Origin of the sequence: Vibrio crassostreae 9ZC13, assembly GCF_000272045.2 — a bacterium.
GTDB lineage: Bacteria > Pseudomonadota > Gammaproteobacteria > Enterobacterales > Vibrionaceae > Vibrio > Vibrio crassostreae_C.
In genome coordinates this window covers 41,111-65,580 of the sequence record NZ_AJYZ02000040.1, presented here as the reverse complement: position 1 = coordinate 65,580, position 24,470 = coordinate 41,111, and the positions used below count along the sequence as shown (strand labels likewise).

The 24,470-nt window shown below is 46.4% G+C and carries 25 protein-coding genes, 2 tRNA genes and 1 rRNA gene; 13 read left to right on the top strand and 15 right to left on the bottom strand.

Going from position 1 to position 24,470, the window contains the following annotated elements; genetic code table 11:
* Positions 1-5 precede the first annotated feature (5 nt).
* The 6 genes from A136_RS12900 to A136_RS22855 all read right to left on the bottom strand — a co-directional run bounded on the left by A136_RS12900 (position 6) and on the right by A136_RS22855 (position 5,124).
* A complete protein-coding gene (locus A136_RS12900; protein ID WP_017063016.1) occupies positions 6-962 on the bottom strand; it encodes a DUF2860 domain-containing protein in 957 nt (318 codons plus the stop codon).
* A gap of 139 nt (positions 963-1,101) precedes the next feature.
* On the bottom strand, positions 1,102-1,701 hold the full coding sequence (locus A136_RS12895) for a thiol:disulfide interchange protein DsbA/DsbL (protein ID WP_017063015.1): 600 nt from the start codon (positions 1,699-1,701) through the stop codon (positions 1,102-1,104).
* Positions 1,702-1,756: 55 nt separating this feature from the next.
* The gene (locus A136_RS12890; protein ID WP_017058781.1) at positions 1,757-2,743 is read right to left on the bottom strand and encodes a serine/threonine protein kinase; all 987 of its coding nucleotides are present in this window, start codon (positions 2,741-2,743) and stop codon (positions 1,757-1,759) included.
* 73 nt (positions 2,744-2,816) lie between these two features.
* Positions 2,817-4,235 carry a cytochrome c oxidase accessory protein CcoG gene (gene ccoG / locus A136_RS12885; RefSeq protein ID WP_017063014.1) on the bottom strand — a complete coding sequence of 473 codons (1,419 nt, stop codon included), beginning with the start codon at positions 4,233-4,235 and terminating at the stop codon, positions 2,817-2,819.
* Between the two features lie 326 nt (positions 4,236-4,561).
* A complete protein-coding gene (locus A136_RS12880) occupies positions 4,562-4,825 on the bottom strand; it encodes a YihD family protein (RefSeq protein WP_009848104.1) in 264 nt (87 codons plus the stop codon).
* A 131-nt stretch (positions 4,826-4,956) separates the two neighbouring features.
* The gene (locus A136_RS22855; protein ID WP_017063012.1) at positions 4,957-5,124 is read right to left on the bottom strand and encodes a hypothetical protein; all 168 of its coding nucleotides are present in this window, start codon (positions 5,122-5,124) and stop codon (positions 4,957-4,959) included.
* 283 nt (positions 5,125-5,407) lie between these two features.
* On the opposite strand from A136_RS22855, the gene A136_RS12875 reads away from it, so the two are divergent.
* Positions 5,408-6,199 carry a sporulation protein gene (locus tag A136_RS12875; RefSeq protein ID WP_017063011.1) on the top strand — a complete coding sequence of 264 codons (792 nt, stop codon included), beginning with the start codon at positions 5,408-5,410 and terminating at the stop codon, positions 6,197-6,199.
* Between the two features lie 156 nt (positions 6,200-6,355).
* Positions 6,356-7,009 (top strand): PAQR family membrane homeostasis protein TrhA, encoded by a 654-nt coding sequence (gene trhA, locus A136_RS12870; RefSeq protein ID WP_017063010.1) that lies wholly within the window; start codon positions 6,356-6,358, stop codon positions 7,007-7,009.
* On the opposite strand, the gene A136_RS12865 is transcribed toward trhA, so the two are convergent.
* The 6 genes from A136_RS12865 to def all read right to left on the bottom strand — a co-directional run bounded on the left by A136_RS12865 (position 7,006) and on the right by def (position 13,505).
* Positions 7,006-7,596, bottom strand: a complete 591-nt coding sequence (locus tag A136_RS12865; protein ID WP_017063009.1) for a DUF3157 family protein — start codon at positions 7,594-7,596, stop codon at positions 7,006-7,008. The two genes, trhA and A136_RS12865, sit on opposite strands and share 4 nt — an antisense overlap.
* 26 nt (positions 7,597-7,622) lie before the next feature.
* Complete coding sequence (locus A136_RS12860; protein WP_029235096.1) at positions 7,623-9,068, bottom strand: TrkH family potassium uptake protein; 1,446 nt, start codon at positions 9,066-9,068, stop codon at positions 7,623-7,625.
* An 80-nt stretch (positions 9,069-9,148) separates the two neighbouring features.
* Positions 9,149-10,525, bottom strand: a complete 1,377-nt coding sequence (gene trkA / locus A136_RS12855) for a Trk system potassium transporter TrkA (protein WP_004735766.1) — start codon at positions 10,523-10,525, stop codon at positions 9,149-9,151.
* Positions 10,526-10,634: 109 nt separating this feature from the next.
* Positions 10,635-11,915 carry a 16S rRNA (cytosine(967)-C(5))-methyltransferase RsmB gene (rsmB, locus tag A136_RS12850; RefSeq protein WP_017063007.1) on the bottom strand — a complete coding sequence of 427 codons (1,281 nt, stop codon included), beginning with the start codon at positions 11,913-11,915 and terminating at the stop codon, positions 10,635-10,637.
* Positions 11,916-12,007: 92 nt separating this feature from the next.
* The gene (gene fmt / locus A136_RS12845) at positions 12,008-12,955 is read right to left on the bottom strand and encodes a methionyl-tRNA formyltransferase (protein WP_017063006.1); all 948 of its coding nucleotides are present in this window, start codon (positions 12,953-12,955) and stop codon (positions 12,008-12,010) included.
* Positions 12,956-12,992: 37 nt separating this feature from the next.
* Positions 12,993-13,505, bottom strand: coding sequence for a peptide deformylase (gene def, locus A136_RS12840; protein WP_017058772.1), 513 nt, complete (start codon positions 13,503-13,505; stop codon positions 12,993-12,995).
* A gap of 140 nt (positions 13,506-13,645) precedes the next feature.
* Here def and A136_RS12835 point away from each other — a divergent pair, with 140 nt between their 5' ends.
* From A136_RS12835 to A136_RS12820, 4 genes are read left to right on the top strand one after another with little or no spacing between them, the layout of a single operon-like run.
* Positions 13,646-14,731, top strand: coding sequence for a LysM peptidoglycan-binding domain-containing protein (locus tag A136_RS12835; RefSeq protein WP_017063005.1), 1,086 nt, complete (start codon positions 13,646-13,648; stop codon positions 14,729-14,731).
* The gene (gene dprA, locus A136_RS12830; RefSeq protein ID WP_017063004.1) at positions 14,728-15,840 is read left to right on the top strand and encodes a DNA-processing protein DprA; all 1,113 of its coding nucleotides are present in this window, start codon (positions 14,728-14,730) and stop codon (positions 15,838-15,840) included. Before A136_RS12835 ends, dprA begins: the two co-directional genes overlap by 4 nt.
* Positions 15,841-15,843: 3 nt before the next feature.
* Positions 15,844-16,320 (top strand): DUF494 family protein, encoded by a 477-nt coding sequence (locus A136_RS12825; RefSeq protein ID WP_029235095.1) that lies wholly within the window; start codon positions 15,844-15,846, stop codon positions 16,318-16,320.
* A gap of 12 nt (positions 16,321-16,332) precedes the next feature.
* Positions 16,333-16,902 (top strand): DNA topoisomerase family protein, encoded by a 570-nt coding sequence (locus tag A136_RS12820; protein WP_017063003.1) that lies wholly within the window; start codon positions 16,333-16,335, stop codon positions 16,900-16,902.
* Between the two features lie 88 nt (positions 16,903-16,990).
* On the opposite strand, the gene A136_RS12815 is transcribed toward A136_RS12820, so the two are convergent.
* Positions 16,991-18,121: a 5-(carboxyamino)imidazole ribonucleotide synthase gene (locus tag A136_RS12815; RefSeq protein WP_017063002.1), complete on the bottom strand. Its 1,131-nt coding sequence runs from the start codon at positions 18,119-18,121 to the stop codon at positions 16,991-16,993.
* Positions 18,122-18,126: 5 nt separating this feature from the next.
* A complete protein-coding gene (gene purE, locus A136_RS12810; protein WP_004735777.1) occupies positions 18,127-18,612 on the bottom strand; it encodes a 5-(carboxyamino)imidazole ribonucleotide mutase in 486 nt (161 codons plus the stop codon).
* Between the two features lie 195 nt (positions 18,613-18,807).
* On the opposite strand from purE, the gene A136_RS12805 reads away from it, so the two are divergent.
* From A136_RS12805 to A136_RS12790, 4 genes are all read left to right on the top strand, one after another.
* Positions 18,808-19,365, top strand: coding sequence for an L-threonylcarbamoyladenylate synthase (locus tag A136_RS12805; RefSeq protein WP_017058767.1), 558 nt, complete (start codon positions 18,808-18,810; stop codon positions 19,363-19,365).
* Between the two features lie 19 nt (positions 19,366-19,384).
* On the top strand, positions 19,385-20,302 hold the full coding sequence (gene hemF / locus A136_RS12800) for an oxygen-dependent coproporphyrinogen oxidase (RefSeq protein WP_017063001.1): 918 nt from the start codon (positions 19,385-19,387) through the stop codon (positions 20,300-20,302).
* A gap of 77 nt (positions 20,303-20,379) precedes the next feature.
* Complete coding sequence (aroE, locus tag A136_RS12795; protein ID WP_017063000.1) at positions 20,380-21,210, top strand: shikimate dehydrogenase; 831 nt, start codon at positions 20,380-20,382, stop codon at positions 21,208-21,210.
* A 17-nt stretch (positions 21,211-21,227) separates the two neighbouring features.
* Positions 21,228-21,497, top strand: coding sequence for a DUF1488 domain-containing protein (locus A136_RS12790; protein ID WP_017058764.1), 270 nt, complete (start codon positions 21,228-21,230; stop codon positions 21,495-21,497).
* Here the strand turns inward: A136_RS12790 and A136_RS12785 are convergent.
* On the bottom strand, positions 21,494-22,039 hold the full coding sequence (locus tag A136_RS12785; RefSeq protein WP_017062999.1) for a gamma carbonic anhydrase family protein: 546 nt from the start codon (positions 22,037-22,039) through the stop codon (positions 21,494-21,496). The genes A136_RS12790 and A136_RS12785 overlap by 4 nt on opposite strands.
* A 570-nt stretch (positions 22,040-22,609) precedes the next feature.
* On the opposite strand from A136_RS12785, the gene A136_RS12780 reads away from it, so the two are divergent.
* The 3 genes from A136_RS12780 (at position 22,610) to A136_RS12770 (ending at position 24,439) form a co-directional block, all read left to right on the top strand.
* Positions 22,610-24,164 (top strand): 16S ribosomal RNA (locus tag A136_RS12780).
* Between the two features lie 121 nt (positions 24,165-24,285).
* Positions 24,286-24,361: transfer RNA gene (locus A136_RS12775), tRNA-Glu, on the top strand.
* Positions 24,362-24,363: 2 nt separating this feature from the next.
* Positions 24,364-24,439 (top strand) — tRNA-Lys (locus A136_RS12770).
* Positions 24,440-24,470: the final 31 nt, after the last annotated feature.

Here is a 24,470-nt window from a genome sequence, read left to right as displayed (position 1 = left end):
TAAGGTTAGAACTTGTAGTTCAAGCCAACTGAAACGATATATTGAGACTCGCCGTAGAAGGTAATGTTCGAGTCGCTGGTGCCGTAGCCTGCCAGTGAAATAAACGACCAGTTTTCCCAATCCATGAATTGATCATACTCATAGGCGGCGAATAGGTTGATATTGTCGTCGCTGCGTTTCTTGTCGTAGATCGGGTTGCTCGCATCGTAAGAGCGTTGGTTGTAACCCGCTGTTAGTGCGTACTGGTGACGCCCCATGCCACCAAACAAGCTTACCTCACCACCGAATTGGTCGTAAGATTCAGCTTTACCATCAGCATCACGTGTTTGATAGATGACGGATGGAATAAGCATCATGGTACGACTGAGTGGCAGGCGATATTGACCTTTCAAGTAGAGAGTATTGGCATCTCGTTTGAGCTCTTGATCTTGAATATCATCCTTGTCGACATCTTTGGTCGCATAGGCCATGTCTAGCGAGAAAGCTGAGCCCGCAATGTTGCTTAGCTTCAAACGAAACGCATTGCCAGTTTCATTGGTCTTGGTGCGAGCTGATGTGGTGTTGTATGGATCAGCCCAAGTTTCACCAGACATAATGGTTGGCAGCAGTGAAGCGTCGATCACCATGCCTGACTCAAGTTGGTATTTGTAACCGACTTCGAGAACTACAGTACCTGTTGCTACATCATCTCGCGCGGTACCTGTGTATACCTGATGGTTTAGCTTTTCACCAAAGGTATAAGCAACACTACCTAAAGGAGCAACCAGAAAAGAGCTTTCCGAAGAAGCCTTCTGATCTGTGGATGAAAGATTGCTATCAGCATCGGTATTAAAGTTCGAGGTGGAAGAGGTAACCCCGGTATTGAGAGAGATTTCACCACTGAAACCTTGTTGGTCTGCAAGCTTGGCAAAAGCGGGAGAAGCCGCAACGCTCAATGCCAAGAGAGTTATTTTTATTTTCATTCAAGGGCTCCTTGCCCACCGGTTCTTAGGACGGGTTATTAATAGCAGTAAAGCTTTAAACTTCCAGGTTAATTATTTATCAATAATGATTTTTGAACTAGCAAAAAAAAGGAAGCCGAAGCTTCCTTTCATCAATGGCTTACTTCTTTAATAAGAAGTTCACGAGCTCGAAGTACTCATCAAGAGAGTTGATACCTTGAGCTTCTACTAGGTAGCGGTTGTTAACCACAACAGCGGGTACACCTGAAAGGCCGCTGTCTTTGAATGCTTTGTCGAAGCGACGAACCATAGAATCTACAGCAAAGCCGTTATACGCAGCATCGAATTTCTTCGCATCAACGCCTTCGTCTAGGAAGATTTGACGCAGTTCTTCTTCATCACGTGGTGGCTTGTTCATTGTGTGGATGCGGTTAAACATCACTGGCACCATTTTATCTTCAACTTTCAGTGCAATCATTGTCGCGTAAGCTTTGCTCATTGGCAGACCCATGTTGCCACCCATGAATGAAACATGGTTCTTCTGTAGCTTAGCGTCTTTAGGTAGCTGTTGTTTTAGCTGCTGGATGATTGGCTCAAAGCTATTACAGTGTGGGCAGTAAAAAGAGAAGAACTCTGTCACCATTGGTTTTTTTGATGCTTCTAGGTCGAGAACTTTGTAGTGTTCACCTTCGTTAAATTTCGCAGCGTGAGCGGTAAGGCTCAACATGATCAATGAGAAAAATGCGAATAGCTTTTTCATTTATCCAATCTCCATTATGTTTGAATTTTTATCTAGTTGTATGTTGCGATTGCTGTTACCACTGAGGCATTAACGAAAGTGGTGGCTCTTGCAGGGTAGCAATTTGCTCTTTACAAGCAAGTACTTGTTGCTCCCAATATTTCGGATCATTAAACCACGGGAAGGCCAGAGGAAACGCAGGATCGTGCCATCGTTTCGCCAACCATGCCATGTAATGCACCATACGTAGACCGCGTAGTGGTTCGATTAGTTTCAGTTGTGCGGTATTAAAATCGCAAAACTCTTGGTAACTCTCTAGCAAAATATCCAGTTGCATCAGCTTATCTTGGCGCTCGCCATTGAGCAGCATCCACAGATCTTGTATCGCAGGGCCGTTACGTGCGTCATCAAGATCGACGAACATTGGCCCATCGCGCCACAAAATATTGCCAGGGTGGCAGTCACCGTGCAGGCGGATATTCTCAATGTTGCTCGGCCACTGGCTCTCTAGCTCTTTGATCAGAAGGTCAACGTCATTGAAGAAGGCATTTTCTAGATGCGTCGGGATAAACTGAGAGTTCTCTAGAATCTTACGTGGCTGATAAAGGTATTCATCTAAGCTGATGGTCGGGCGATGCTGGAATGTTCTTCCCGCGCTGGCTTTATGAATACGACCAAGAAAGCGTCCTACGCCTTCCAATTGATCTAGATTGTCAACTTCATACTGTCTGCCGCCAACACTTTCAAATAGTGCAAATAGGTAGCCTTGGTATTCATGTAAGGTTGCACCGTTGATTCGCATTGGAGGCGCAACCGGCATCTCTTGTTCGATAAGCTCGAGTGCGAAGTCATGCTCTTCTTGGATCTGTGCCTTGTTCCAGCGTTGTGGACGGTAAAACTTAACGACGTAGCGCTTACGGTCTTCATCGGTGAACTGATAGACACGGTTTTCGTAACTGTTGAGAGCGAGAAGCCCGGATTCAGCGCGAACTCCGATGCTCTCCAGTGCGTACCACATGAAGTCAGGAGTCAGGTTATCAAAGTTAAAGGCTTGCATCGTCATAGAATAAAAAAGGCTCATTACTGAGCCTTTTTCCATTTATTGGGTTGTTATACCAAGCACTACGGTGCGGGTATCAGAGCTTCTTGATAAAGCGGCTTTCGACTTCCATCGTAAACTCTTCATTATCCGAGAGTATAAACTGAATTGTCGAAACTGGTGAGCTCAGTTTTTCTGGGTCGGCGCCCAAACTGATAGGTAGGTTCAAAACCTCGCCTGGATCGACAGTAATCGTCTGTTTACCATACCAGATAGAATCGGGCAGTCCGCTAACATCGAGTTTGTACTCTTGCTCTTGTTGAGTCTTGTTGATCACTTTCAAGGTGTAGGTGTTTTCAACCAACCCTTGGTTATTGACTCTAAACAGTTGGTTTCGGTCACGCAGAACACTTAGGCCGGCAGGATCAACGCTCGCGATTTGGGCGAAGAACAAGCCCAGCATCACGATCAAGATAGCGCCATAGCCCAACAGCTTGGGACGCATTACCTTGGTCGAGTGACCTTCAAGTCTGTGCTCGGTGGTGTAATTGATCAGGCCTTTCTCATAGCCCATACGCTCCATCGTGTTGTCACAGGCATCAATACACGCGCCGCAGTTAATACACTCGTATTGCAGGCCGTCACGGATATCGATACCCGTAGGGCACACTTGTACACACAGATTACAGTCAATACAGTCGCCTAGACTAAGCTCTTTTGGATCGGCTTTACGAGAGCGAGGGCCACGGCTTTCACCACGTTCTGTGTTGTAACCAACGATGAAGGTGTCTTTATCGAACATTGCCGACTGGAAACGCGCGTAAGGACACATGTGCAGACAAACAATTGAACGCATCCAACCCGCATTGGCATAAGTACATCCAGCAAAGAACAGTACCCAAAACACCGGCCAGAAAGACGAGTTAAAGGTAAAGAAGCCAACCACTAACTCTTTGATTGGGATGAAGTAACCAACAAAGGTTAAGCCCGTCGCAATGGCAATCGCCCACCACGCAATGTGTTTGAGGGTTTTTCTGAGGATTAAATTGCTCGTCAGTTTGCCCGAGTCTTGTTTTCTTCGCTTATTGGCAGCGCCTTCTAGCTTCTCTTCGAACCAGATATACATGAAGGTCCAGACGGTTTGTGGGCATAAATAGCCACACCAGACACGGCCTAAGAAGGTGGTTATGAAAAACAGGCCAAACGCGGCAATCATAAATAGGATCGCGAGTAGGGTCAGATCTTGCGGGTATAAGGTGGTGCCAAAGAAGTTGAACTGTTGGCTGCCGATATCGAGCAAGATCGCTTGACGTTCACCAAAGGGAATCCATGGGATAAGCGCAAAAAGTAAAAGTAAGAACCAACCGCCATAGCGACGCAGTTGTTGGAATTTACCTTTGCTTTCTCGAACATAGATTCGGTTACTTGGGTTAAATCGATCTCCATTACCTTTATGTGTTTTCGGGTTAAAGGTTTTAGGAGTCACATCTTTGATATCGATTTTATCCTGACTCATGGACTATCCTTTTTGTGGCTTGTTTGCCCGGTTAAGTCGGGCATGACGACATTACTTGAAAGTATGGTTTAGAGAACCTGTTGAAATTGAGCTTGGTGCATTTGTTGTTATCGCACTCACTCTTATTATTTTAGAAGATTCTTATGGATGGCGATTATAACGACAATCTTGTTCTCATTTCTTTAACGCTATCAACCTTTAACAACAAAAGTCATAACAGTTGTGACGAAAAAATAGCGAACAGAAACAAAAAAGCGACCTGGTGGTCGCTTTTTAAAATTGAGTGTTTTATCTATACGGCAATTGAGCTCTAAACTAACGGGCGACTAAAGAAGGCCACGTGCTTTTAGAATTGCGGTTTTGAAATCATCTTCTTGGTCTTTTTTCAGGCCCGGGATCATCTCATCTTTTTCGCTGTTGCGCATTTTTAGGTGATAGATAAGAACATCGTCAGTCAGTTCTTCAAGCTTGCCTTGGTAGCCCGCTTCTTTTGATAGCTTAATGATGAACTCTAATAGGTTAAGCTCTTGATCTTTCTGCCACTCAGGCTCCATCAGTTCAAGCAGTTCTTCAATGCGGTGACACTTCATACTTTATTTCTCCACAAATTTTATAATGATTTGTGGCTAAGGTATCAAATCGGGTAGGGAATACCAATGTGTAAACACATTTCAAGATGGGAGCGGGCAAGAAAAAAGCGCAGTAAAAACTGCGCTTTTTGTTAAGCGGCTTTAATCACTTTCGTTGTAGTCGGTGCTAATAAAGCAGTCTTCTCAACTAGAGTTATTGTAGGAGCCAATTTCTTAGCCGTTGGAGCAGCAACAAAGCCACTACGACGACGCATCGCACTACGGTTGGTGTGCGAGAACCTGACAGCTGTTGGGCGCATTAATTTACCTAACGGTCAGGCATATCCATTGCCAATCTAATGGCCTGATTTACCATGAGCTCCACCTCAATTGCTTGAAGCGTCACTCGTCTGGCTTTCGCCAATCCGAAGAATAAATCAGGATAATGATATGCATGCATATCAAGGCTTAGATTATCACTATCTAAGTTATCGATCGACGCCTGAGTGATAAATAGACGATATTAGAGCTAAAATAGTGTGAGCAGTATATTTGAGTTTGAACCTCTTTCAGGCTTAAGATGATGCTTTAAAGGAGGTGCATATGTCGTTCTTAAAGAAAACGTTAGCAAGTTTTGGAATTGGATCTGCCAAGGTGGATTCTGTATTGCAACAGGAAGTGCTTTATCCAGGCAAGAAGGCGAGCATTATTGTGCATGTCTATGGTGGCGCTCAGCCACAAGAGATCGACAATATCGATCTCAACTTGTGCTGTCGTTACGTCAAAGAAATTACTATGAATTCGCAAAGGCAAGAGGGCGGTCAAATACGTCGAATGCACCAGACATACTCGTTGGCCAAATGGAGCCTGCCGTATGCCTTTGTTATTCAGCCGGGTGAAACCCGTGATTTTGAATGTGAGTTTGATGTCCCGCTGAACACACCTGTCACGATTGGTGATTCAAAGGTGTGGCTAGAAACCGGGCTCGATATTGCGATGGCGATTGATCCATCGGATAAGGATATTTTAACGGTTCGCCCAGATGCACTTCTTGATGGTATTTTTAATGAACTAGAAGCTCAAGGTTTACGCATTCGCCAAGTTGAGTGCGAAGCAGTAGAGGGCTTTGAACTGCCATTTGTTCAAGAGTTTGAGTTTGTCCCTACCACTGGTCCATATCATGGCCGCTGGCGTGAACTGGAAGTGGTTGCTCATCGTGATGAAACCGAGCTTAAGTTGTGGTTTGAGATAGACCGTAATCGCGATGGTGCAAAAGGCATGTTGGCGAGCTTGTTAGGCATTGGCCAACTGCAGCGTCAATTGAGTGTGCCATTGGATACGTCACCACAAGATGCGGGCAAGATGGTACTTGAGTATCTAGACAACGCATCTTAGTTAGCTCTTTGGTTCTGTAGCTTTAGAGACCTTAGCTTCATCACACCGTTTAGGCGTTATTAATGTCATAAAAGATGTCATAAAAATTTAAGCTTACACGTGTAAGCTTAATGTGCAATACTAGGCAAATCGAACATTTACTCTAGTAGGATAATCATGTCTGCATCATCGGCGAGCGAATACAGTGACATCGAAGAACGCGCCAATGCGATAACCCATGGCTTGGGTGTTGTGCTTGGCGTGGTTGGTTTAATCCTGCTGCTGATTCGTGCGTTTGACCATCAAGCCGACATACTGACTATTGCGAGTATGGCGGTATATGGCAGCAGTATTATCCTACTCTTTCTCGCTTCCACGCTTTATCACTCGATCACCACAGAAAAGACCAAGCGATTACTGAAAACTCTCGATCACTGTGCGATCTACTTATTGATCGCGGGCAGTTACACGCCATTTTTATTGGTGAGTTTAAGAACACCATTGGCGATGGGTTTGATGGCAGTGATTTGGGGTATCGCGCTAGTCGGAATCATTATGAAGATTGCCTTCGTCTACCGATTTAAGCGTTTGTCATTGGTGACTTACTTGGCGATGGGTTGGTTATCGCTGATTGTGGTTTATCAACTGGCGATGAATATCGAGATGGGTGGTTTGGTGCTACTAGCACTCGGTGGCGTGATTTACTCGTTGGGTGTGATTTTCTATGTGGCAAAACGCATCCCTTACAATCATGCTATCTGGCATTTGTTTGTGTTGGCGGGCTGCGCTTGCCATTTCTTCGCTATCTATCTGTACGTGACTCCGGTTTAACGAGTCAGCACCTCAGTAATCTCAGCTTTAATCTGATATTCAGGGTGTTGTTCTAGGTCGAGCTTGATGAGCTTGCCTTCTTCACCCGTCTTTGGTCGTAGGTATGTGTCGGCCATTCGTTTGATTGATTTCCACACAGCAACTTCTTCTTCTGCCAACAACTCACCTTCTGCAGTAAATACGCTGATGTTAAGTGATACCAAAATGACCGCTTGAGTGCCTTGGTTAGTGATGGCTGTCGGAATGATAAGCTCACCATCTTGATAGCGACTTGCACCCAGTACAACATCCACTCCTGACTGAGACAGCTGTAAGCTTGGTTTTTTACTATTAACCACAACCGTTGTGCCACGAGTATTCGTCGCTACCGGGACGGCTACGACAGGTGCTGTTGCAACGGGCACGGCGATCTCTGATGTTGTCGCTGCTGCTTCCGTTTGCTTCGGTGCCACATATTGCCAAGTATAATCATCTTTGAGTAACACTTGTTTGCCATCAGGTAGTGTGACCATTTGATCCGCCAAGGCAGCACTTACGAATACTGAATTTGCGAGCAATGCGCCAGCGAGAAGTACGTATGATTTCATCTGTATTTCCTTGATTTTGTGCTTGGTTAGCGTCGCCAAAAGGCTGGGAAAAATAGAACGATGAGCGTCAGTATCTCGAGTCGCCCCATCAGCATTCCTAAACTTAATAGCCATTTTGCGGCGTCAGGCAGTGGAGCAAAGTTTCCGGTTGGACCTATCACGCTGCCCATTCCTGGACCAACATTGGCAACGGCTGTGATAGCACCGGATATACTGGTTACAGGATCAAGCCCCATCGCGCTCAAGCCACCTGCAATTAAGATAATCGTAATAAAGAACATCAAACCAAATGCGACCAGTGAACGCACAATGTCGTCATTAACGGGGCGTTGGTTATAGCGTTGAACAAAGACACCTGATGGGTGGATCAACTTCATCATCTGTTTGTGAAGCATGGTCATCGCGATCTGGAAGCGGAAGATTTTGATACCGCCAGAGGTTGAACCTGAGCACGCGCCCGCCATCATTAAAAAGGCAAACAGCGTGGTAGGCAAAGCGCCCCACGCGGTGAAGTCTTCTAAGCCAAAACCGGTTGTGGTGACGACTGACACAATGTTAAACATCGAAACACGCATCGCATCCAATACCGTGTAGCCATCTCTGACCACCAGCCATGTGGATATCACAGCACTGGTGACTAAGAATAGGTAAGCGAAGCCTCTCACTTGGGCATCTTTGTAGAGGATAGAGAGCTTTCTACCGCGCAGCGCACTGACAAAGAGTAAAAACGGCAAGCCACCTAAGAACATGAATACAGTACCCACCCAGTGAGCGCTGTTCGAGAAGTGGTTCATAGAACCGTCTGAGGTTGAGTAACCGCCTGTAGATAGCGTGGTGAATGAGTGGTTGATGGCATCAAACACACTCATGCCCGCAAATAGGTAGCTCACCAAGCATAGGCCTGTTAATACCAAATAGACCGCCACGATGTTCTTCGCGACCGTTTTTGCTCGTGGGCTGCTTTTATCTGACCAGTCGGATGATTCGGTTTGGAACAGGCGCATACCACCGACGTTGAGCATTGGCAGAACCGCTACCGCCATAACGATGAAGCCGATGCCACCTAACCATTGCAATATAGAACGCCACAACAGAATGCTTGGTGCCATGCTGTCTAAGCCGCTTAATACGGTTGAGCCTGTTGTGGTGATACCAGACATGGTTTCAAAATAGGCGTCAGTGAAGCTGATGTGGTTGATGAAGACAAACGGCAGTGCAGCAAAGGCACTGGCAATCGTCCATACCAGAGAGGTGATCAGGAACATGTCTCGTACCCCAAGTCGGAACTTAGCTGAACGGCCTAAACTCAAGCAGATGAACGCCACTATGTGCGTGATCACTACCGACTGACCAAACTCGAGGAAGCCACCGGTGCCTGTAAAAAAGGCAACCAATGTAGGGATGTACATGAAAAGGGCGAGTTTTGATAACACTAACCCTATCACTAATAATATCGGACGAAAGTTGACCATAGCTTAATAGACCATCGCTTTGTGCCGAAGCGTCGTTCTCACAAGAAGAAGGTTGTGAGAACAAGCTTACGAGAACAAGGCTATAAGAAGAACGGGCTCGGTTGGAATAGAGACTCAACATCAGGTACGTATTTCTTGTCCACTAGGAACATAACTACGTGGTCATCTTGTTCGATAACGGTTCTATCGTGCGCGATAAGCACCTCTTCTCCGCGAACAATCGCACCAATAGTGGTACCCGGTGGTAGTTTGATGTCGCCAATAGCTCGGCCAACCACTTTAGATGTGGTTTCGTCACCGTGAGCAATCGCTTCGATCGCTTCAGCAGCGCCGCGACGCAGAGAGGATACGTTTACAATATCAGCACGACGAACGTGAGTGAGTAGCGCAGAAATGGTCGCTTGTTGTGGAGAGATAGCAATATCAATCACACCACCCTGAACAAGGTCGACGTAAGCACCACGCTGAATCAGTACCATTACCTTCTTGGCACCCATTCGCTTAGCCAGCATGGCTGACATGATGTTGGTTTCATCTTCATTGGTTAGGGCAATGAACACGTCCACTTGATCGATGTTCTCTTCGGTCAGCAGCTCTTGGTCTGCCGCATCGCCACAGAAGACGATGGTGTTTTCTAATTCTTCAGACAACTTCTCGGCACGAGTGTAACTGCGCTCAATAAGTTTGATGCTGTAGCTCTGTTCAAGGCGTTTAGCCAAGCTTGCACCAATGTTACCACCACCGACAATCATGATGCGGCGGTACGGTTTCTCTAGGCGTTGCAGTTCACTCATTACTGAGCGGATATGGTTACTTGCCGCCACAAAGAACACTTCATCATCGGCTTCAATGATGGTGGTGCCTTGTGGGCGAATAGGGCGACCTTGACGGAAGATAGCCGCAACACGCGTATCGATGTGCGGCATGTGCTCACGCAAAGCAGATAGGGCGTTACCGACCAGTGGACCACCGTAGTAGGCTTTTACTGCTACTAGGCTAACTTTCTGTTCAGCAAAGCTCACAACCTGCAATGCACCTGGATATTGAATCAGGCGTTCGATGTAGCTGGTCACTAGCTCTTCGGGTGCGATCAGGTGGTCTACTGGGATAGCACCTGATTTGAATAGTGCTTCTTTTTCTTCTAGGTATTGAGGAGAACGAATACGAGCAATTCGGTTTGGCGTATTGAAAAGAGAGAAAGCAACCTGACACGCAGCCATATTGGTTTCATCCATATTGGTTACGGCAACCAACATGTCGGCATCTTGCGCACCTGCTTCACGTAGTGTGTTTGGGTGGCTGGCATAACCGTTTACAACCCTAAGGTCGTACTTATCCTGAAGTTCACGAAGTCGGTCAGCATTACGGTCGACAATGGTGATGTCGTTGTTTTCACCAACTAGGTTTTCAGCAAGGGTACCGCCAACTTGTCCAGCACCTAGGATAATGATCTTCATAGCCTTTCTCTTATTTTTGCCGTTGTAATTCTAGTGCGTGCATTTTGCTTCGATAATGCACTAGAAAGAAACAGCGGCTAAGAAATAAATTCTTAGCCGCTGTTAGTTGTTATGCCTGTTTTACTAGAACTGCGTAGTAGAAGCCATCCATATCTTCTTCCCCAGGCAGTATTTGACGACCCGGATTTTCGATATCAGACCCAACCAGCGTTGCGTTCTCTGTACGTGCTAGGAATGCTTTCACTTGCAGCACGTTTTCTTGCGGCGTGATAGAACATGTCGCATAAACCATGGTGCCGCCTTCTTTCAGCTGACGCCACATAGCATCCATAATCTCGCTTTGCAGTTCAGCCAGCGCGTCAATGTCAGATGCACGACGTAGCCACTTGATGTCAGGGTGACGGCGAATTACGCCAGTCGCTGAACAAGGTGCATCAAGCAGAATACGGTCGAACTTATCACCCATCCACCACTCTTCAGGGTAGCGAGCATCGCCACAAATTACGTCGGCACGTAGTTGTAGGCGCTCAAGGTTATCGTAAACACGGTCTAGACGTTTGATGTCGCAGTCAATCGCAACCACTTCAGTATCGTTGGTATGCTCAAGAATGTGTGCCGTTTTACCACCTGGCGCAGCACAGCAATCTAGGATCAGCTCACCATCTTTTGGTGTTAGGTAATCAACCGAAAGCTGAGCGGCAGCGTCTTGCACTGATACCCAACCTCTGTCGAAGCCAGGAAGCAAAGTAACATCACAAGGTGCAGCTAATTTTATGGCATCAGCAGCTTCAGGGTGCAATGTGTATTCAATGTTTTCGTTTTTAAGCAGTTCAACATACTCGTCACGAGTGTGGTGTTGGCGGTTAACGCGCAGCCACATTGGTGCCTTGCTGTTGTTTGCTTCAACCAGTTGCTCCCATTGATCTGGGTAGCTCTCTTGAAGCATTTTTAGAATCCAGCTTGGGTGGCCGTATTTGCCTGCATTGTGGCTAACGGCTTTCTCGTCTAGTTCTTCTTGGTCACGTAGGTAGCTACGTAGTACAGCGTTGATCAAACCACTCAGGCTTGGACCACGCAGTGTTTTAGTACCCTCAACCGTTTCAGCAACCGCAGCATGCGAAGGGATACGCATAAAGCTTAGTTGGTAAATGCCCACCAAGATTAGGTGGTGGAATACACGCTTTTTACCTTTAAGTGGGTTTTCCATCAGTTCGTTAGCGATTGACTCTAAACGAGGCAGATAACGAAGTGCGCCGTAGCAAATCTCTTGCAGTAGAGCATGGTCTCGCGGACGGATCGTTTTTTGAGCCGCAGGGAGAGCGTGTGAAAGAGAGTGGCCTTTATCGACAACTTGGAATAGGACATTTGCAGCAGCAGCGCGAACATTCATGAGGGGTACCGAATATTTATTTGAATACATGAGGACATCTCTGCCCTCGTAAAGGTTTTCTAAGCTGTGTAATTAACAGCTTTAAAAGCGGATTAAGAAAGTTGAGTACCAACTTCAAACCAGCTTGCACGTGAGTTCAAGATATCCTGAACTGACATGGCTTTCTTACCTGGAACTTGTAGCTGTTCAAGAACAAGTACGCCTTGTCCTGTCGCTACGTAGATACCAGTTTTATCCGCTTGCAGAATTGTACCTGAAGGCTTATCAGAAGTTTGCTCTGCCACACGGCTTTGCCATACTTTGATGCTGTTCTCAGCAGCTTCAAAGTGGCTCATTGGCCATGGGTTGAAGGCACGAACGCAGCGTTCAATATGCGCAGCTTCATCACTCCAGTTGATACGCGCTTCTTCTTTGCTTAGCTTCTTCGCGTAGTTCGCAAGCTCATCGTCTTGCTTTTCTGCAACTGCTTTGCCAGAAGCGATGTCCGCTAGACATTCAACAAGCGCGTCAGGGCCAAGGCCCGCTAACTTCTCGTACATTGATGCGCTAGTATCTGTCGCTTCGATAGGCAGCGTTGCGATGCTTAGCATGTCGCCAGTATCTAGGCCGATATCCATCTGCATGATCGTCACGCCTGTCTCTTTATCACCTGCCCAAATAGAGCGTTGAATCGGAGCAGCACCACGCCAGCGCGGTAGGATAGAGCCATGTACGTTGATACAACCTAAGCGAGGCGTATCTAATACAACCTGCGGAAGCAATAAGCCGTAAGCGACAACAACCATGATGTCAGCGTTCAATTCAGCTAGCTCTTGCTTAGCCTCATCTGACTTGAAGTTTTCTGGTTGGTAAACCGGAATATTGTTTTCAAGTGCGATGTTTTTTACTGGGCTCGCAGTGAGTTTTTTACCGCGGCCTGCTGGGCGATCTGGCTGTGTGTAAACAGCAACAACTTCATGCTCCGAAGACAACAACGCCGCCAAGTGACGGGCGGCGAAATCCGGAGTACCTGCAAAGACAATTCTTAAAGACTGACTCAAGGTAGGCTTCCTTCTAATTTAGTAATAGCAGCGGTTATTAACCTTGTTTCTCGTTGAAACGTTTAATCTTCGCTAGCTTATCTTGGATACGTTTACGCTTTAGTGGCGATAGGTAATCAACAAACAACTTGCCTTCTAGGTGGTCAAGTTCGTGCTGAACACAGATAGCCAGAAGGTCGTCAGCGTCGAATGTGAATTCGTTGCCGTCACGGTCTAGTGCTTTAACCGTTACTTCTGCAGCGCGAGGTACTAGAGCTCGAGCGCCTGGTACAGATAGGCAGCCTTCTTCGATTCCATCTTCGCCGCGCTTCTCAGTAATTTCAGGGTTGATAAGCACCATTGGCTCATCACGTGTTTCTGAAATATCGATAACAACGATGCGTTGATGGAAATCTACTTGCGTTGCCGCAAGGCCGATACCTTCTTCGTCGTACATGGTTTCAATCATGTCATCAACGAACTTTTGAATCTCTGGGGTAACTTCTTTTACCGGTTTCGCCACGGTACGTAGACGATCATCTGGTAATGTTAATACTTGTAATACAGACATATACACTCGAAATATTGAACTGTGCCGAAACAGCTTAAACCTTGTTGGCTCAATTCTAGACATTTTAGAGGTCAAATGACAGCATCCTGAAGGTAATTCTCAAATCAGATGTCATATATTCAGACCAAGGAACCTAGGTCATGCGTCATTTTTCTCCCATTTTTTCTCTTGTTTGTGCCTCGCTTTCGTTCGCCGCTACGGCTGAAAATAGCGCTCAACCTTTAACCATTAAGCAGGGCGCACCTGAGGCGTATGTGGTGGTAAAGGGCGATACCTTATGGGATATATCTGCGATGTATCTTGATAGCCCGTGGTTGTGGCCAAGGTTATGGCAGGTAAACCCTGAGATAGAAAATCCTCACCTTATTTATCCCGGAGACAAACTGTCGTTGGTTTGGATTAATGGTGAACCTGTCTTGAGCCTCAAGCCTGTTATCAAACTCAGCCCTAAGATTCGTGTTTCTGAGAAGAAAGCAGTACCTACCGTCAACGAGGGACTGGTTCTACCTTATTTACAGTCTGATCGCTTGGTAGAGCAGCAAGATATCGAATCGGCACAACGAGTATTAGGAACCAGTGATGGTAAACGTTTCTTATCGGGTGCAGACCGGTTGTTTATCTCAGGTAACCAACAACATCAGAAGTGGGGTATCTACCGCGCAGTTGAAACCTACCAACGGCAGCAACCCCAAGCGAGTATTACCTCTTTGCGACTGGTCGCCACTGCGCGCTTAAAAGAGGTGGATGCTGAGTTCAGCAGCTTGCAGATAGACACTCAGCTGCAAGAGGTGCTGCTTAATGACCTTGTGCTACCAGAACTTGGTGTTGATCAGGTGAAGCTCTCTACCACGTTTTATCCTGCACCTAGTGCGGCAGGTCAGTTTGCTAATATCTTGGGCTCATTAGATGGCAGCCAGTACAGCGCGAAGAATCAGGTAGTGGTGATCAACAAAGGTTCACAGGATAACCTTCGCCAAGGTTCTATGTTTACCCTCAGTGAAAGCGGTGCTGTGGTGTTTGGTAAGCAGGGTGAATACAGCTATAAAGAGTCTGCGGCGAGTAATAAAGTGCAGCTACCAAGTACCTCGCTCGGTAGCTTGATGGTCATTCGTCCTTATGAGTATTTTAGCCTCGCGTTGATCACTCAAAGTTCAAAGCCAGTAAGTAATGACATTGTGGCGGTATCGCCTTTGGACCTTGCAGTGACAGAAGAGGGAAGCGAGTGAATGAAGAGCAACTGATCGCTTGGTTAACGTTAAGTTTTATTCCGCAACTGGGTGGAAAGCGTCTTGCTCGCCTACTCAGTGTTGATTCTCCTTTAAATATTGTTGGTTACTCAGGGCAACAGCTGCAAGCATTGGGTTTATCAACCAAACAAATCTCCTATCTAAGAGAACAGGCCCCAAGAGAGGTAGAGGCTTGTCTCGCTTGGCGAGCTAAACAATCCAACCATCACATCCTGACTCCGAGTTGCCCACATTATCCCAAACTGCTTAATGAGATTGCCTCTGCGCCCAGTGTTCTTTTCGTTAAAGGTCACGTTGAAAAACTGATCGAGCCTCAAATCGCGATGGTCGGCAGCCGCAATGCCAGTATTGAAGGACTGCAGACCGCCAAGTCCTTCGCCAAAGAGTTTGTCCAAAACGGTTTAATTGTCACCAGTGGCTTAGCTTTAGGTATCGATGGCTATGCTCATGATGGTGCTCTAGATAAAAGAGGGGAAACTTTTGCAGTGTTGGGGTCTGGCTTGGACTCCATTTATCCTGCCCGCCACCGAAATCTAGCTGAGAGGATCTGTGAGAACGGAGCGCTGATTTCAGAGTTTCGACCGAGTGCTAAACCAAGACCTGAACATTTCCCCCGTCGTAACCGTATTATAAGTGGCTTGTCGTTAGGAACCTTGGTGGTGGAAGCGGCTGAGAAGAGTGGCTCTTTAATTACCGCTCGCTATGCCATGGAGCAAGGTCGAGAAGTGTTTGCGCTGCCCGGTTCTATTCATAGCCCAACCAGTCGCGGAGGTAACAGTCTCATCAAAGCTGGAGCATGTTTAGTGCAAAATGCTCAAGATGTTCTGATTGAAATAAAGAGTCTGTTAAACTGGTCTATAGATCAGCAGCCGAGCTTATTCGAACCTACGCCGAATGAGGGTGAAAATGAACAATTGCCATTTCCACAGCTGTTAGCTAACGTAGGATTAGAGGCGACACCCGTTGATATTTTGGCACAGAGAACCCATATACCTGTGCATGAAGTCATGATGCAGCTTTTAGAGCTTGAGCTCTCAGGGCATGTTGTTGCAGTTTCCGGTGGCTATATTCGAAAGGGGAGAGGCTAAGCTATGATGATGGACATACTGATGTACTTGTTTGAAACCTACATCCATAGCGATTCTGAATTGCAGGTGGATCAAGACGAACTTGAAGATGAACTTCTTCGAGCGGGGTTTCACCAAGATGATATTTATAAGGCTCTCCATTGGTTAGAAGACCTTGCTGCACTGCAAGATACCGATAACCAAGCGGCGATTACTATGTGCTCTAATACCTCGATGCGTGTTTACACAAGTAAAGAGATATCACGTATTAATATGGAGTGTCGTGGTTTCTTGTTGTTCCTTGAGCAGATCAACGTCCTCACGACAGAGATTCGTGAAATGGTGATTGATCGTGTCATGGGGTTAGAGACCAATGAATTTGAGTTGGATGATCTGAAGTGGATTATCTTAATGGTACTGTTCAATGTACCGGGTAATGAAAGTGCTTACACGCAAATGGAAGAGCTGTTGTACACCAAAGAGCAAGGTATCTTGCATTAATACAGGCTTATCATGAGTAGTAAGATTGATAATCAGCTTTTTTCAGCACATGAACATGCGTTAGAGCATGAACCATGTCCACAGTGTGGTGGGGAGCTTCAGCTTCGCCATGGTAAGCACGGCCCATTTTTAGGCTGTAAGCAGTATCCGAGCTGTGATTACATCAAGCCTCTTCATCAAAATGATGGTCATGTGGTGAAAGAGCTGGGCGTTCCGTGTCCTAAATGCCAAAACGAATTGGTATTAAGGCAAGGTCGCTTTGGGATGTTCATTGGCTGTAGCAGTTATCCAGAGTGTAATCACATCGAATCTTTGGACCAACCGAAAGAACAACCTGAAGAGCAGCCACTTGTTGCCTGCCCTGAGTGTGGTCGAGGCCACTTGGTTGAGCGTAAATCTCGCTATGGCAAAACCTTCTATGCGTGTGATAACTACCCTAAGTGTAAGTTCGCCGTTAATCAGCCACCTGTTATAGGTCGTTGTGAACAGTGCCAGTTCCCGTTGTTACTTGAGAAGAAAACAGCCAGTGGTACCAAGAAGCAATGCGCTGATCGCAAGTGTCACCACATTCAATCTCAATAACTCGATATTATAGACACAAAAAAACGGCGCTCACTGAGCGCCGTTTTTGTATCCAATAAACTTTTTATATCAATAAGCCAATGTAGGCTTACTTCATCTGCTCAGCAAACTCATGCACAGCAGGGTAGGCTTGCTTATCAAGAATCTCAGCCAATGAGCACAAAGCTCTTTGTAATTCTGCGTTGTAGTCAGCGCTCACGTTAATGTGACCCATCTTGCGACCTGCACGCTTTTCTTTGCCATACCAATGAACATGACAACCACCTTGAGCAAGAATAGCCTCAGGAAGAGTATCTTCGCCAAGAATGTTGATCATTGCGGTTGGACGAATCAGTTTAGTGCTACCTAGTGGCATGCCACACACTGCACGTAGGTGGTTTTCAAACTGACAAGTCTCTGCGCCTTGTTGCGTCCAGTGGCCCGAGTTATGAACACGTGGTGCAATCTCATTAACAAGCAGTGAACCTTGAACATCAAAGAACTCAAGTGCTAGCACGCCAACGTAATCTAAACGCTCAGCAATGGCAGTGAACATGGCTTTAGCTTGCTCTTGCAGTTCAATGTCATCAATCGCTGTCGATAAGCTCAACACGCCGTCGGTGTGAACATTCTCAGCCAGTGGATACACTTGAACCTCGCCATTGGTATCACGAGCACCAACCAGTGATACTTCGCGGTCAAACGGAACAAACTCTTCAGCCACAATCGCTTGGTTGTCGGTCGCGGTAATGCACTCAGCCATTTCTGCCCAAGTCGCGTCAACATTGTCTAATGTCTTTAAGCGCCATTGGCCCTTGCCGTCGTAGCCGCCAAGTGTGCTCTTCAACACCATTGGTAAGCCAACGTGAGCGATCGCAGCGTCAAAGTCTTCGCGAGAGTTGATCACGTAGTATTTGGCATTTTTCACGTTCGCTTCGTCTAACAGGGCTTTTTCAAGACGACGGTCACCGCCAGCTTTGATTGCTTCTGTTGTCGGTAAGAACTTACCGCTGCGTTCACACACCTCAAGTACATCGTGAGGAATATGTTCGAATTCAGCAGTAATGACGTCCGCACGCTCAATCGCATTTTCTAAGCCGTTACCTAGAATCGCTTGCGTTAATGGGTGAACAATATTTTTGCTGCCAACATCAAAAGCAGAAATTTCAATATTCAGCGGTGCCCCAGCTAGGGACATCATGCGAGCAAGTTGGCCCGCGCCTAACACAAGAACATGCATGGAAATTAGTCCTCTGCAGGGTTTGGATTAGCCAGAACCGTTTCTGTTTGTTCAGAGCGGAACGCTTCTACTTTTGCCATTACTTCTTCATTGTGTGTACCAATGATTTGTGCCGCTAGGATGCCAGCGTTCGCTGCACCAGCTTCACCGATAGCCAGAGTACCTACCGCGATGCCTTTTGGCATCTGCACGATAGAAAGCAGAGAGTCCATGCCTTTTAGTGCTTTAGACTGAACTGGAACACCCAGAACTGGTACGCTTGTGAAAGCAGCAGCCATGCCCGGAAGGTGCGCTGCACCGCCAGCACCAGCAATAATCACTTTAATACCGCGCTCTTTCGCACTGGTTGCGTAGTCTGCAAGCAACTGAGGTGTGCGGTGAGCAGAAACCACTTTTGTTTCGTACGCCACGCCAAACTGATCCAACATTTCTGCAGCTAGCTTCATTGTTGGCCAATCAGATTTAGAACCCATGATAATACCGACAGTCATCTCAAACTCCTTCAGGTACGATTTAATTAGTGATTAGATATTTTGCGCGCATTATACGGGTAAAATTACTTAAGGAAAACGTTTGCGTCAGTCTAAGTTGTTAATTGATACATTTTATAAACAAATAGCTTTAGTCACAGTGAATGATAATTTGTACACTTAGCGAGTTCGATAACTGACTTAATGAGGCAACCCGTGGATAACTTTCAACATACATTGCAGGCATTACAACAAGGTGAAGTCATTGCTTACCCGACCGAAGGCGTTTTTGGGGTTGGTTGTGATCCTGATAATCCACATGCCATCAAGAAATTACTCGAGTTAAAACAGCGTCCAGTTGAAAAGGGCTTGATCTTGATTGCTGCAAGTTACGAGCAGCTGCTTCCTTATATTGATGAAAGCCAGTTGACGGAAGAACAGTTGGTAACAGTGAAAGCGACATGGCCAGGTCCGGTCACTTGGATTATGCCAACCAGCAGCAAAGTTACTGACTGGGTCAGCGGCCAGTTTGATTCCATCGCGGTACGAGTGACGGATCACCCTTTGGTTCAAAGAATGTGTAATGAGTTCGGCAAGCCGTTAACCTCTACCAGTGCCAACCTGACTGGCGAGCCGCCTTGTATGACGACTGAAGAAGTTCAACAGCAACTGGGTCAACACTTAGTCGCGATTCTAGAAGGCCAAACGGGTGGCCGTGAGAAGCCAAGCGAAATTAGAGATGCAAAAACGTCGAAAATATTAAGACAGGGTTAAACCCTGCAAAGGAAGTAAGATGTCAGCAATTGATAAAGAAGCAGTAAAACAGTTTTTACTGAGTCTACAAGATTCGATTTGCCAGCAGCTTGAGCAAGCTGATGGTACTGCACTGTTTGAAGAAGATGCATGGCAGCGTGAGCCTGGCGAGCGCCTTGGTGGCGGTGGTCGAACTCGTGTGATGACCAACGGTGCGGTATTTGAGCAAGGTGGGGTTAACTTCTCTCACGTAGCGGGTAAGGCTATGCCTGCCTCAGCTACAGCTCATCGACCTGAATTAGCCGGACGTAAGTTTGAGGCGATGGGGGTTTCATTAGTTATCCACCCTAAAAACCCATATATCCCAACCTCACACGCGAACGTTCGATTCTTCATTGCGGAAAAAGAAGGGGAAGACCCGATTTGGTGGTTTGGTGGTGGTTTTGACTTAACGCCATTTTATCCTGTCGATGAAGATTGCCAATCTTGGCATCAAACTGCTAAAGATCTTTGTGCGCCGTTTGGTGATGATGTTTATCAAGAACACAAAGAGTGGTGTGATAAGTACTTCTATCTTCCTCACCGAGACGAAACACGTGGTGTTGGTGGTCTGTTCTTTGATGACTTAAATGAGTGGGGTTTCGATAAGAGCTTTGCTTATATGCAGGCTGTCGGTGAAGGTTTTGCTGCGGCGTACTTACCTATTGTCGAGCGTCGCAAAGATACACCTTATGGCGAACGTGAGCGTGACTTCCAACTATACCGTCGTGGCCGCTATGTTGAATTCAACCTAGTTTACGACCGTGGTACCTTATTTGGCCTGCAAAGCGGTGGGCGCACAGAGTCTATATTGATGTCGATGCCGCCGTTGGCTCGTTGGGAATATCGCTATGAACCGCAAGCGGGCTCACCAGAAGCTCTGCTTTATAGTGACTACCTCAAACCTCGAGTTTGGTAGTTCTTCCTTCCTTATAGGGATAGTGATAGGGTCATCTATATAGATGACCCTTTTTATTATTTCTGTTAGGTAAGGATATGACACAGCAAGTAGATCGTTATGCCGTTTTCGGTAATCCTATTGGGCAAAGCAAATCGCCATTCATTCACACATTATTTGCTCGCCAAACCAGCCAACAACTTACCTATACAGCATTACAGCCAGAGCACGGTCAATTTATCACTGCTGCCAAAACCTTTTTCAGCGAAGGTGGTCGAGGGTGCAATGTCACAGCGCCTTTTAAAGAAGATGCCTATCAGTTAGCCAATCGCCTAACTGAGAGAGCTGAACTAGCTGGTGCCGTAAATACCCTTAAGAAGTTAGATGATGGAGAGATCATTGGTGATAACACCGATGGTGAGGGCTTAGTTCAAGACCTGCTTCAACATCAAGTCACGCTAAAAGGAGCACGTGTTCTTCTTCTTGGCGCTGGTGGTGCTGCGAGAGGAGTGATTCAACCTCTTCTCGACCAAAAGCCACAACAGCTGGTGGTCGCTAATCGAACCAGCTCCAAGGCTGAACTTCTGGCTGAGATGTTTTCGTCGCATGGCAACATCAAGGGGATGGGGCTAAGTGATGTTAATGAAGGCTTTGATGTCATTATTAACTCTACCTCATCTGGTCTAAGCGGGCAGCTTCCTGAAGTGTCTGATGTTATTTTCAATTCTAATAGCGCCGTTTATGACATGGTTTATGGATCTGGAACGACGGTATTCAATCAATGGGCATTAGATAATGGTGTTCATGCTGCTTATGATGGTTTGGGTATGCTAGTGGGGCAGGCAGCAGAAAGCTTTATGCTTTGGCGTGGTCTTCGTCCGGGAACAAAACAGATTTTAAGAGAATTACGTAAAAATCTAGAGATGTAATGGGGTGTTTATAAAAAATGAATCAATCAATTCTATTTCCTGATATCCAAGATTGGGATGAAGAGAGCCGAACAATCACGTTCCCAGCACAACAGTCGGGCGCATTGATTGAATGTGTCATGTCTATTGAGGAATTATCACGATTGGCAGGTAAAGATATAGAAGAAGGCGATCAAGCTTTAGTTATCTTTTCAGAGTTACGTTTCGATATTGAAGAGCTAGCGGAAGAGTTAATAGAAGAAGAGGAGTATGACTCCTCTAATCGGATTCAGATCAAAGCGCTTTAGACTGAAATTACAGAGTCTAGATAGTCATTTTTATTCTGAACGTAGTTGTCTGCAGACTTCTGTAGAAAGGCACGCTCTTTATCATTTAATGGGCGAGCTTGTTTTACTGGGCTTCCTACATAGAGGTAACCGCTTTCAAGTACCTTGTTTGGTGGCACTAAGCTACCAGCACCAATCATCACTTCTTTTTGGATAATCACGCCATCCAACACGATCGCTCCCATACCAACAAGTACACGATCCTCAATAGTGCAGCCATGCAGCATTACTTTATGCCCGATAGTGACATCATTACCTATTAAGAGAGGATAACCGTCAGGGTTTTCAGCATTCTTATGGGTGACGTGCAAGACACTACCATCTTGGATATTCGTTCTATCTCCAATATGAATGTGGTTCACATCTCCTCGAGCTGCAACCAAAGGCCACACGCTAGAGTCGTCACCGATTTTGATATCCCCAACCAGTACCGAACTTGTATCTATATAGACACCTTGTCCAACCTGAGGGGATATTCCTTTATAACTGCGCATTGAACTCATAAATCCTCCTTTATATAGGCACCTTAAGCCCTTAATTAAGGGGAATACTAGTGAAAATGGGGTGCTTTGAACAAAAAACGCTCGAACAATCAAAAAAGTAAGAAAAACTTCAAAAAGGGCTTGCCAGTGTGATCGAAATCTCTATAATGCGACCTCGTTGAAACGGGAAGGCTTCGTAAGAAACCAAAACGAATCAGCAGGTCAAATTAGCCAAGCTAAGCGCTTGAAAAAAGTTTTGAAAATAGTGGTTGACACTAAAACTTAAATCGCTAAAATGGCCGTCCGATTTGAGCGAAGCTCAAAAAGGAAAAGCTCTTTAACAATTTAAACCTATCAATCTGTGTGGGCACTCGTTGATGAATATCAAAACGTTTTATCGTTAGATAAAACAGATTCTTCGGAATCAAAATTGATTTCAATGAACTGAGTGACCAATACGTTTAACTACTTGTAGTTATTCGGCACAGTCAATTCATTACCATTCTGTTGGAATGGTAATAGCTTTAAAATTACACTCTTTATTTATAAAGAATAGTTTTGAAGTCAGTATTCGTTGAGTCACAAAATCTTAAATTGAAGAGTTTGATCATGGCTCAGATTGAACGCTGGCGGCAGGCCTAACACATGCAAGTCGAGCGGAAACGAGTTATCTGAACCTTCGGGGAACGATAACGGCGTCGAGCGGCGGACGGGTGAGTAATGCCTAGGAAATTGCCTTGATGTGGGGGATAACCATTGGAAACGATGGCTAATACCGCATAATGCCTACGGGCCAAAGAGGGGGACCTTCGGGCCTCTCGCGTCAAGATATGCCTAGGTGGGATTAGCTAGTTGGTGAGGTAATGGCTCACCAAGGCGACGATCCCTAGCTGGTCTGAGAGGATGATCAGCCACACTGGAACTGAGACACGGTCCAGACTCCTACGGGAGGCAGCAGTGGGGAATATTGCACAATGGGCGAAAGCCTGATGCAGCCATGCCGCGTGTATGAAGAAGGCCTTCGGGTTGTAAAGTACTTTCAGTTGTGAGGAAGGGTGTGTAGTTAATAGCTGCACATCTTGACGTTAGCAACAGAAGAAGCACCGGCTAACTCCGTGCCAGCAGCCGCGGTAATACGGAGGGTGCGAGCGTTAATCGGAATTACTGGGCGTAAAGCGCATGCAGGTGGTTCATTAAGTCAGATGTGAAAGCCCGGGGCTCAACCTCGGAACTGCATTTGAAACTGGTGAACTAGAGTACTGTAGAGGGGGGTAGAATTTCAGGTGTAGCGGTGAAATGCGTAGAGATCTGAAGGAATACCAGTGGCGAAGGCGGCCCCCTGGACAGATACTGACACTCAGATGCGAAAGCGTGGGGAGCAAACAGGATTAGATACCCTGGTAGTCCACGCCGTAAACGATGTCTACTTGGAGGTTGTGGCCTTGAGCCGTGGCTTTCGGAGCTAACGCGTTAAGTAGACCGCCTGGGGAGTACGGTCGCAAGATTAAAACTCAAATGAATTGACGGGGGCCCGCACAAGCGGTGGAGCATGTGGTTTAATTCGATGCAACGCGAAGAACCTTACCTACTCTTGACATCCAGAGAAGCCAGCGGAGACGCAGGTGTGCCTTCGGGAGCTCTGAGACAGGTGCTGCATGGCTGTCGTCAGCTCGTGTTGTGAAATGTTGGGTTAAGTCCCGCAACGAGCGCAACCCTTATCCTTGTTTGCCAGCGAGTAATGTCGGGAACTCCAGGGAGACTGCCGGTGATAAACCGGAGGAAGGTGGGGACGACGTCAAGTCATCATGGCCCTTACGAGTAGGGCTACACACGTGCTACAATGGCGCATACAGAGGGCAGCAAGCTAGCGATAGTGAGCGAATCCCAAAAAGTGCGTCGTAGTCCGGATTGGAGTCTGCAACTCGACTCCATGAAGTCGGAATCGCTAGTAATCGTGAATCAGAATGTCACGGTGAATACGTTCCCGGGCCTTGTACACACCGCCCGTCACACCATGGGAGTGGGCTGCAAAAGAAGTGGGTAGTTTAACCTTTCGGGGAGGACGCTCACCACTTTGTGGTTCATGACTGGGGTGAAGTCGTAACAAGGTAGCCCTAGGGGAACCTGGGGCTGGATCACCTCCTTATACGAAGATATACACGATGAGTACCCACACAGATTGATTAGGTTTAGAAAAGTAAAGAGATGAAGAACTCCCAAGTTCTTCGAAGTTTGTTTCTACTTTTAAAGTAGAGATGAATTGCAGTGTCCCGTTCGTCTAGAGGCCTAGGACACCGCCCTTTCACGGCGGTAACAGGGGTTCGACTCCCCTACGGGATACCATTGGGTCGTTAGCTCAGTTGGTAGAGCAGTTGACTTTTAATCAATTGGTCGCAGGTTCGAATCCTGCACGACCCACCATTCTTTCTCCACGAAAGAATTAAAACTTTTA

Coding starts and splice junctions, on each gene's coding strand:
- A136_RS12900 (WP_017063016.1), bottom strand. CDS start 962: ATGAAAATAAAAATAACTCTCTTGGCATTGAGCGTTGCGGCTTCTCCC.
- A136_RS12895 (WP_017063015.1), bottom strand. CDS start 1,701: ATGAAAAAGCTATTCGCATTTTTCTCATTGATCATGTTGAGCCTTACC.
- A136_RS12890 (WP_017058781.1), bottom strand. CDS start 2,743: ATGACGATGCAAGCCTTTAACTTTGATAACCTGACTCCTGACTTCATG.
- ccoG (WP_017063014.1), bottom strand. CDS start 4,235: ATGAGTCAGGATAAAATCGATATCAAAGATGTGACTCCTAAAACCTTT.
- A136_RS12880 (WP_009848104.1), bottom strand. CDS start 4,825: ATGAAGTGTCACCGCATTGAAGAACTGCTTGAACTGATGGAGCCTGAG.
- A136_RS22855 (WP_017063012.1), bottom strand. CDS start 5,124: ATGCGCCCAACAGCTGTCAGGTTCTCGCACACCAACCGTAGTGCGATG.
- A136_RS12875 (WP_017063011.1), top strand. CDS start 5,408: ATGTCGTTCTTAAAGAAAACGTTAGCAAGTTTTGGAATTGGATCTGCC.
- trhA (WP_017063010.1), top strand. CDS start 6,356: ATGTCTGCATCATCGGCGAGCGAATACAGTGACATCGAAGAACGCGCC.
- A136_RS12865 (WP_017063009.1), bottom strand. CDS start 7,596: ATGAAATCATACGTACTTCTCGCTGGCGCATTGCTCGCAAATTCAGTA.
- A136_RS12860 (WP_029235096.1), bottom strand. CDS start 9,068: ATGGTCAACTTTCGTCCGATATTATTAGTGATAGGGTTAGTGTTATCA.
- trkA (WP_004735766.1), bottom strand. CDS start 10,525: ATGAAGATCATTATCCTAGGTGCTGGACAAGTTGGCGGTACCCTTGCT.
- rsmB (WP_017063007.1), bottom strand. CDS start 11,915: ATGAATGTTCGCGCTGCTGCTGCAAATGTCCTATTCCAAGTTGTCGAT.
- def (WP_017058772.1), bottom strand. CDS start 13,505: ATGTCTGTATTACAAGTATTAACATTACCAGATGATCGTCTACGTACC.
- A136_RS12835 (WP_017063005.1), top strand. CDS start 13,646: ATGCGTCATTTTTCTCCCATTTTTTCTCTTGTTTGTGCCTCGCTTTCG.
- A136_RS12825 (WP_029235095.1), top strand. CDS start 15,844: ATGATGATGGACATACTGATGTACTTGTTTGAAACCTACATCCATAGC.
- A136_RS12820 (WP_017063003.1), top strand. CDS start 16,333: ATGAGTAGTAAGATTGATAATCAGCTTTTTTCAGCACATGAACATGCG.
- A136_RS12815 (WP_017063002.1), bottom strand. CDS start 18,121: ATGCATGTTCTTGTGTTAGGCGCGGGCCAACTTGCTCGCATGATGTCC.
- purE (WP_004735777.1), bottom strand. CDS start 18,612: ATGACTGTCGGTATTATCATGGGTTCTAAATCTGATTGGCCAACAATG.
- hemF (WP_017063001.1), top strand. CDS start 19,385: ATGTCAGCAATTGATAAAGAAGCAGTAAAACAGTTTTTACTGAGTCTA.
- aroE (WP_017063000.1), top strand. CDS start 20,380: ATGACACAGCAAGTAGATCGTTATGCCGTTTTCGGTAATCCTATTGGG.
- A136_RS12790 (WP_017058764.1), top strand. CDS start 21,228: ATGAATCAATCAATTCTATTTCCTGATATCCAAGATTGGGATGAAGAG.
- A136_RS12785 (WP_017062999.1), bottom strand. CDS start 22,039: ATGAGTTCAATGCGCAGTTATAAAGGAATATCCCCTCAGGTTGGACAA.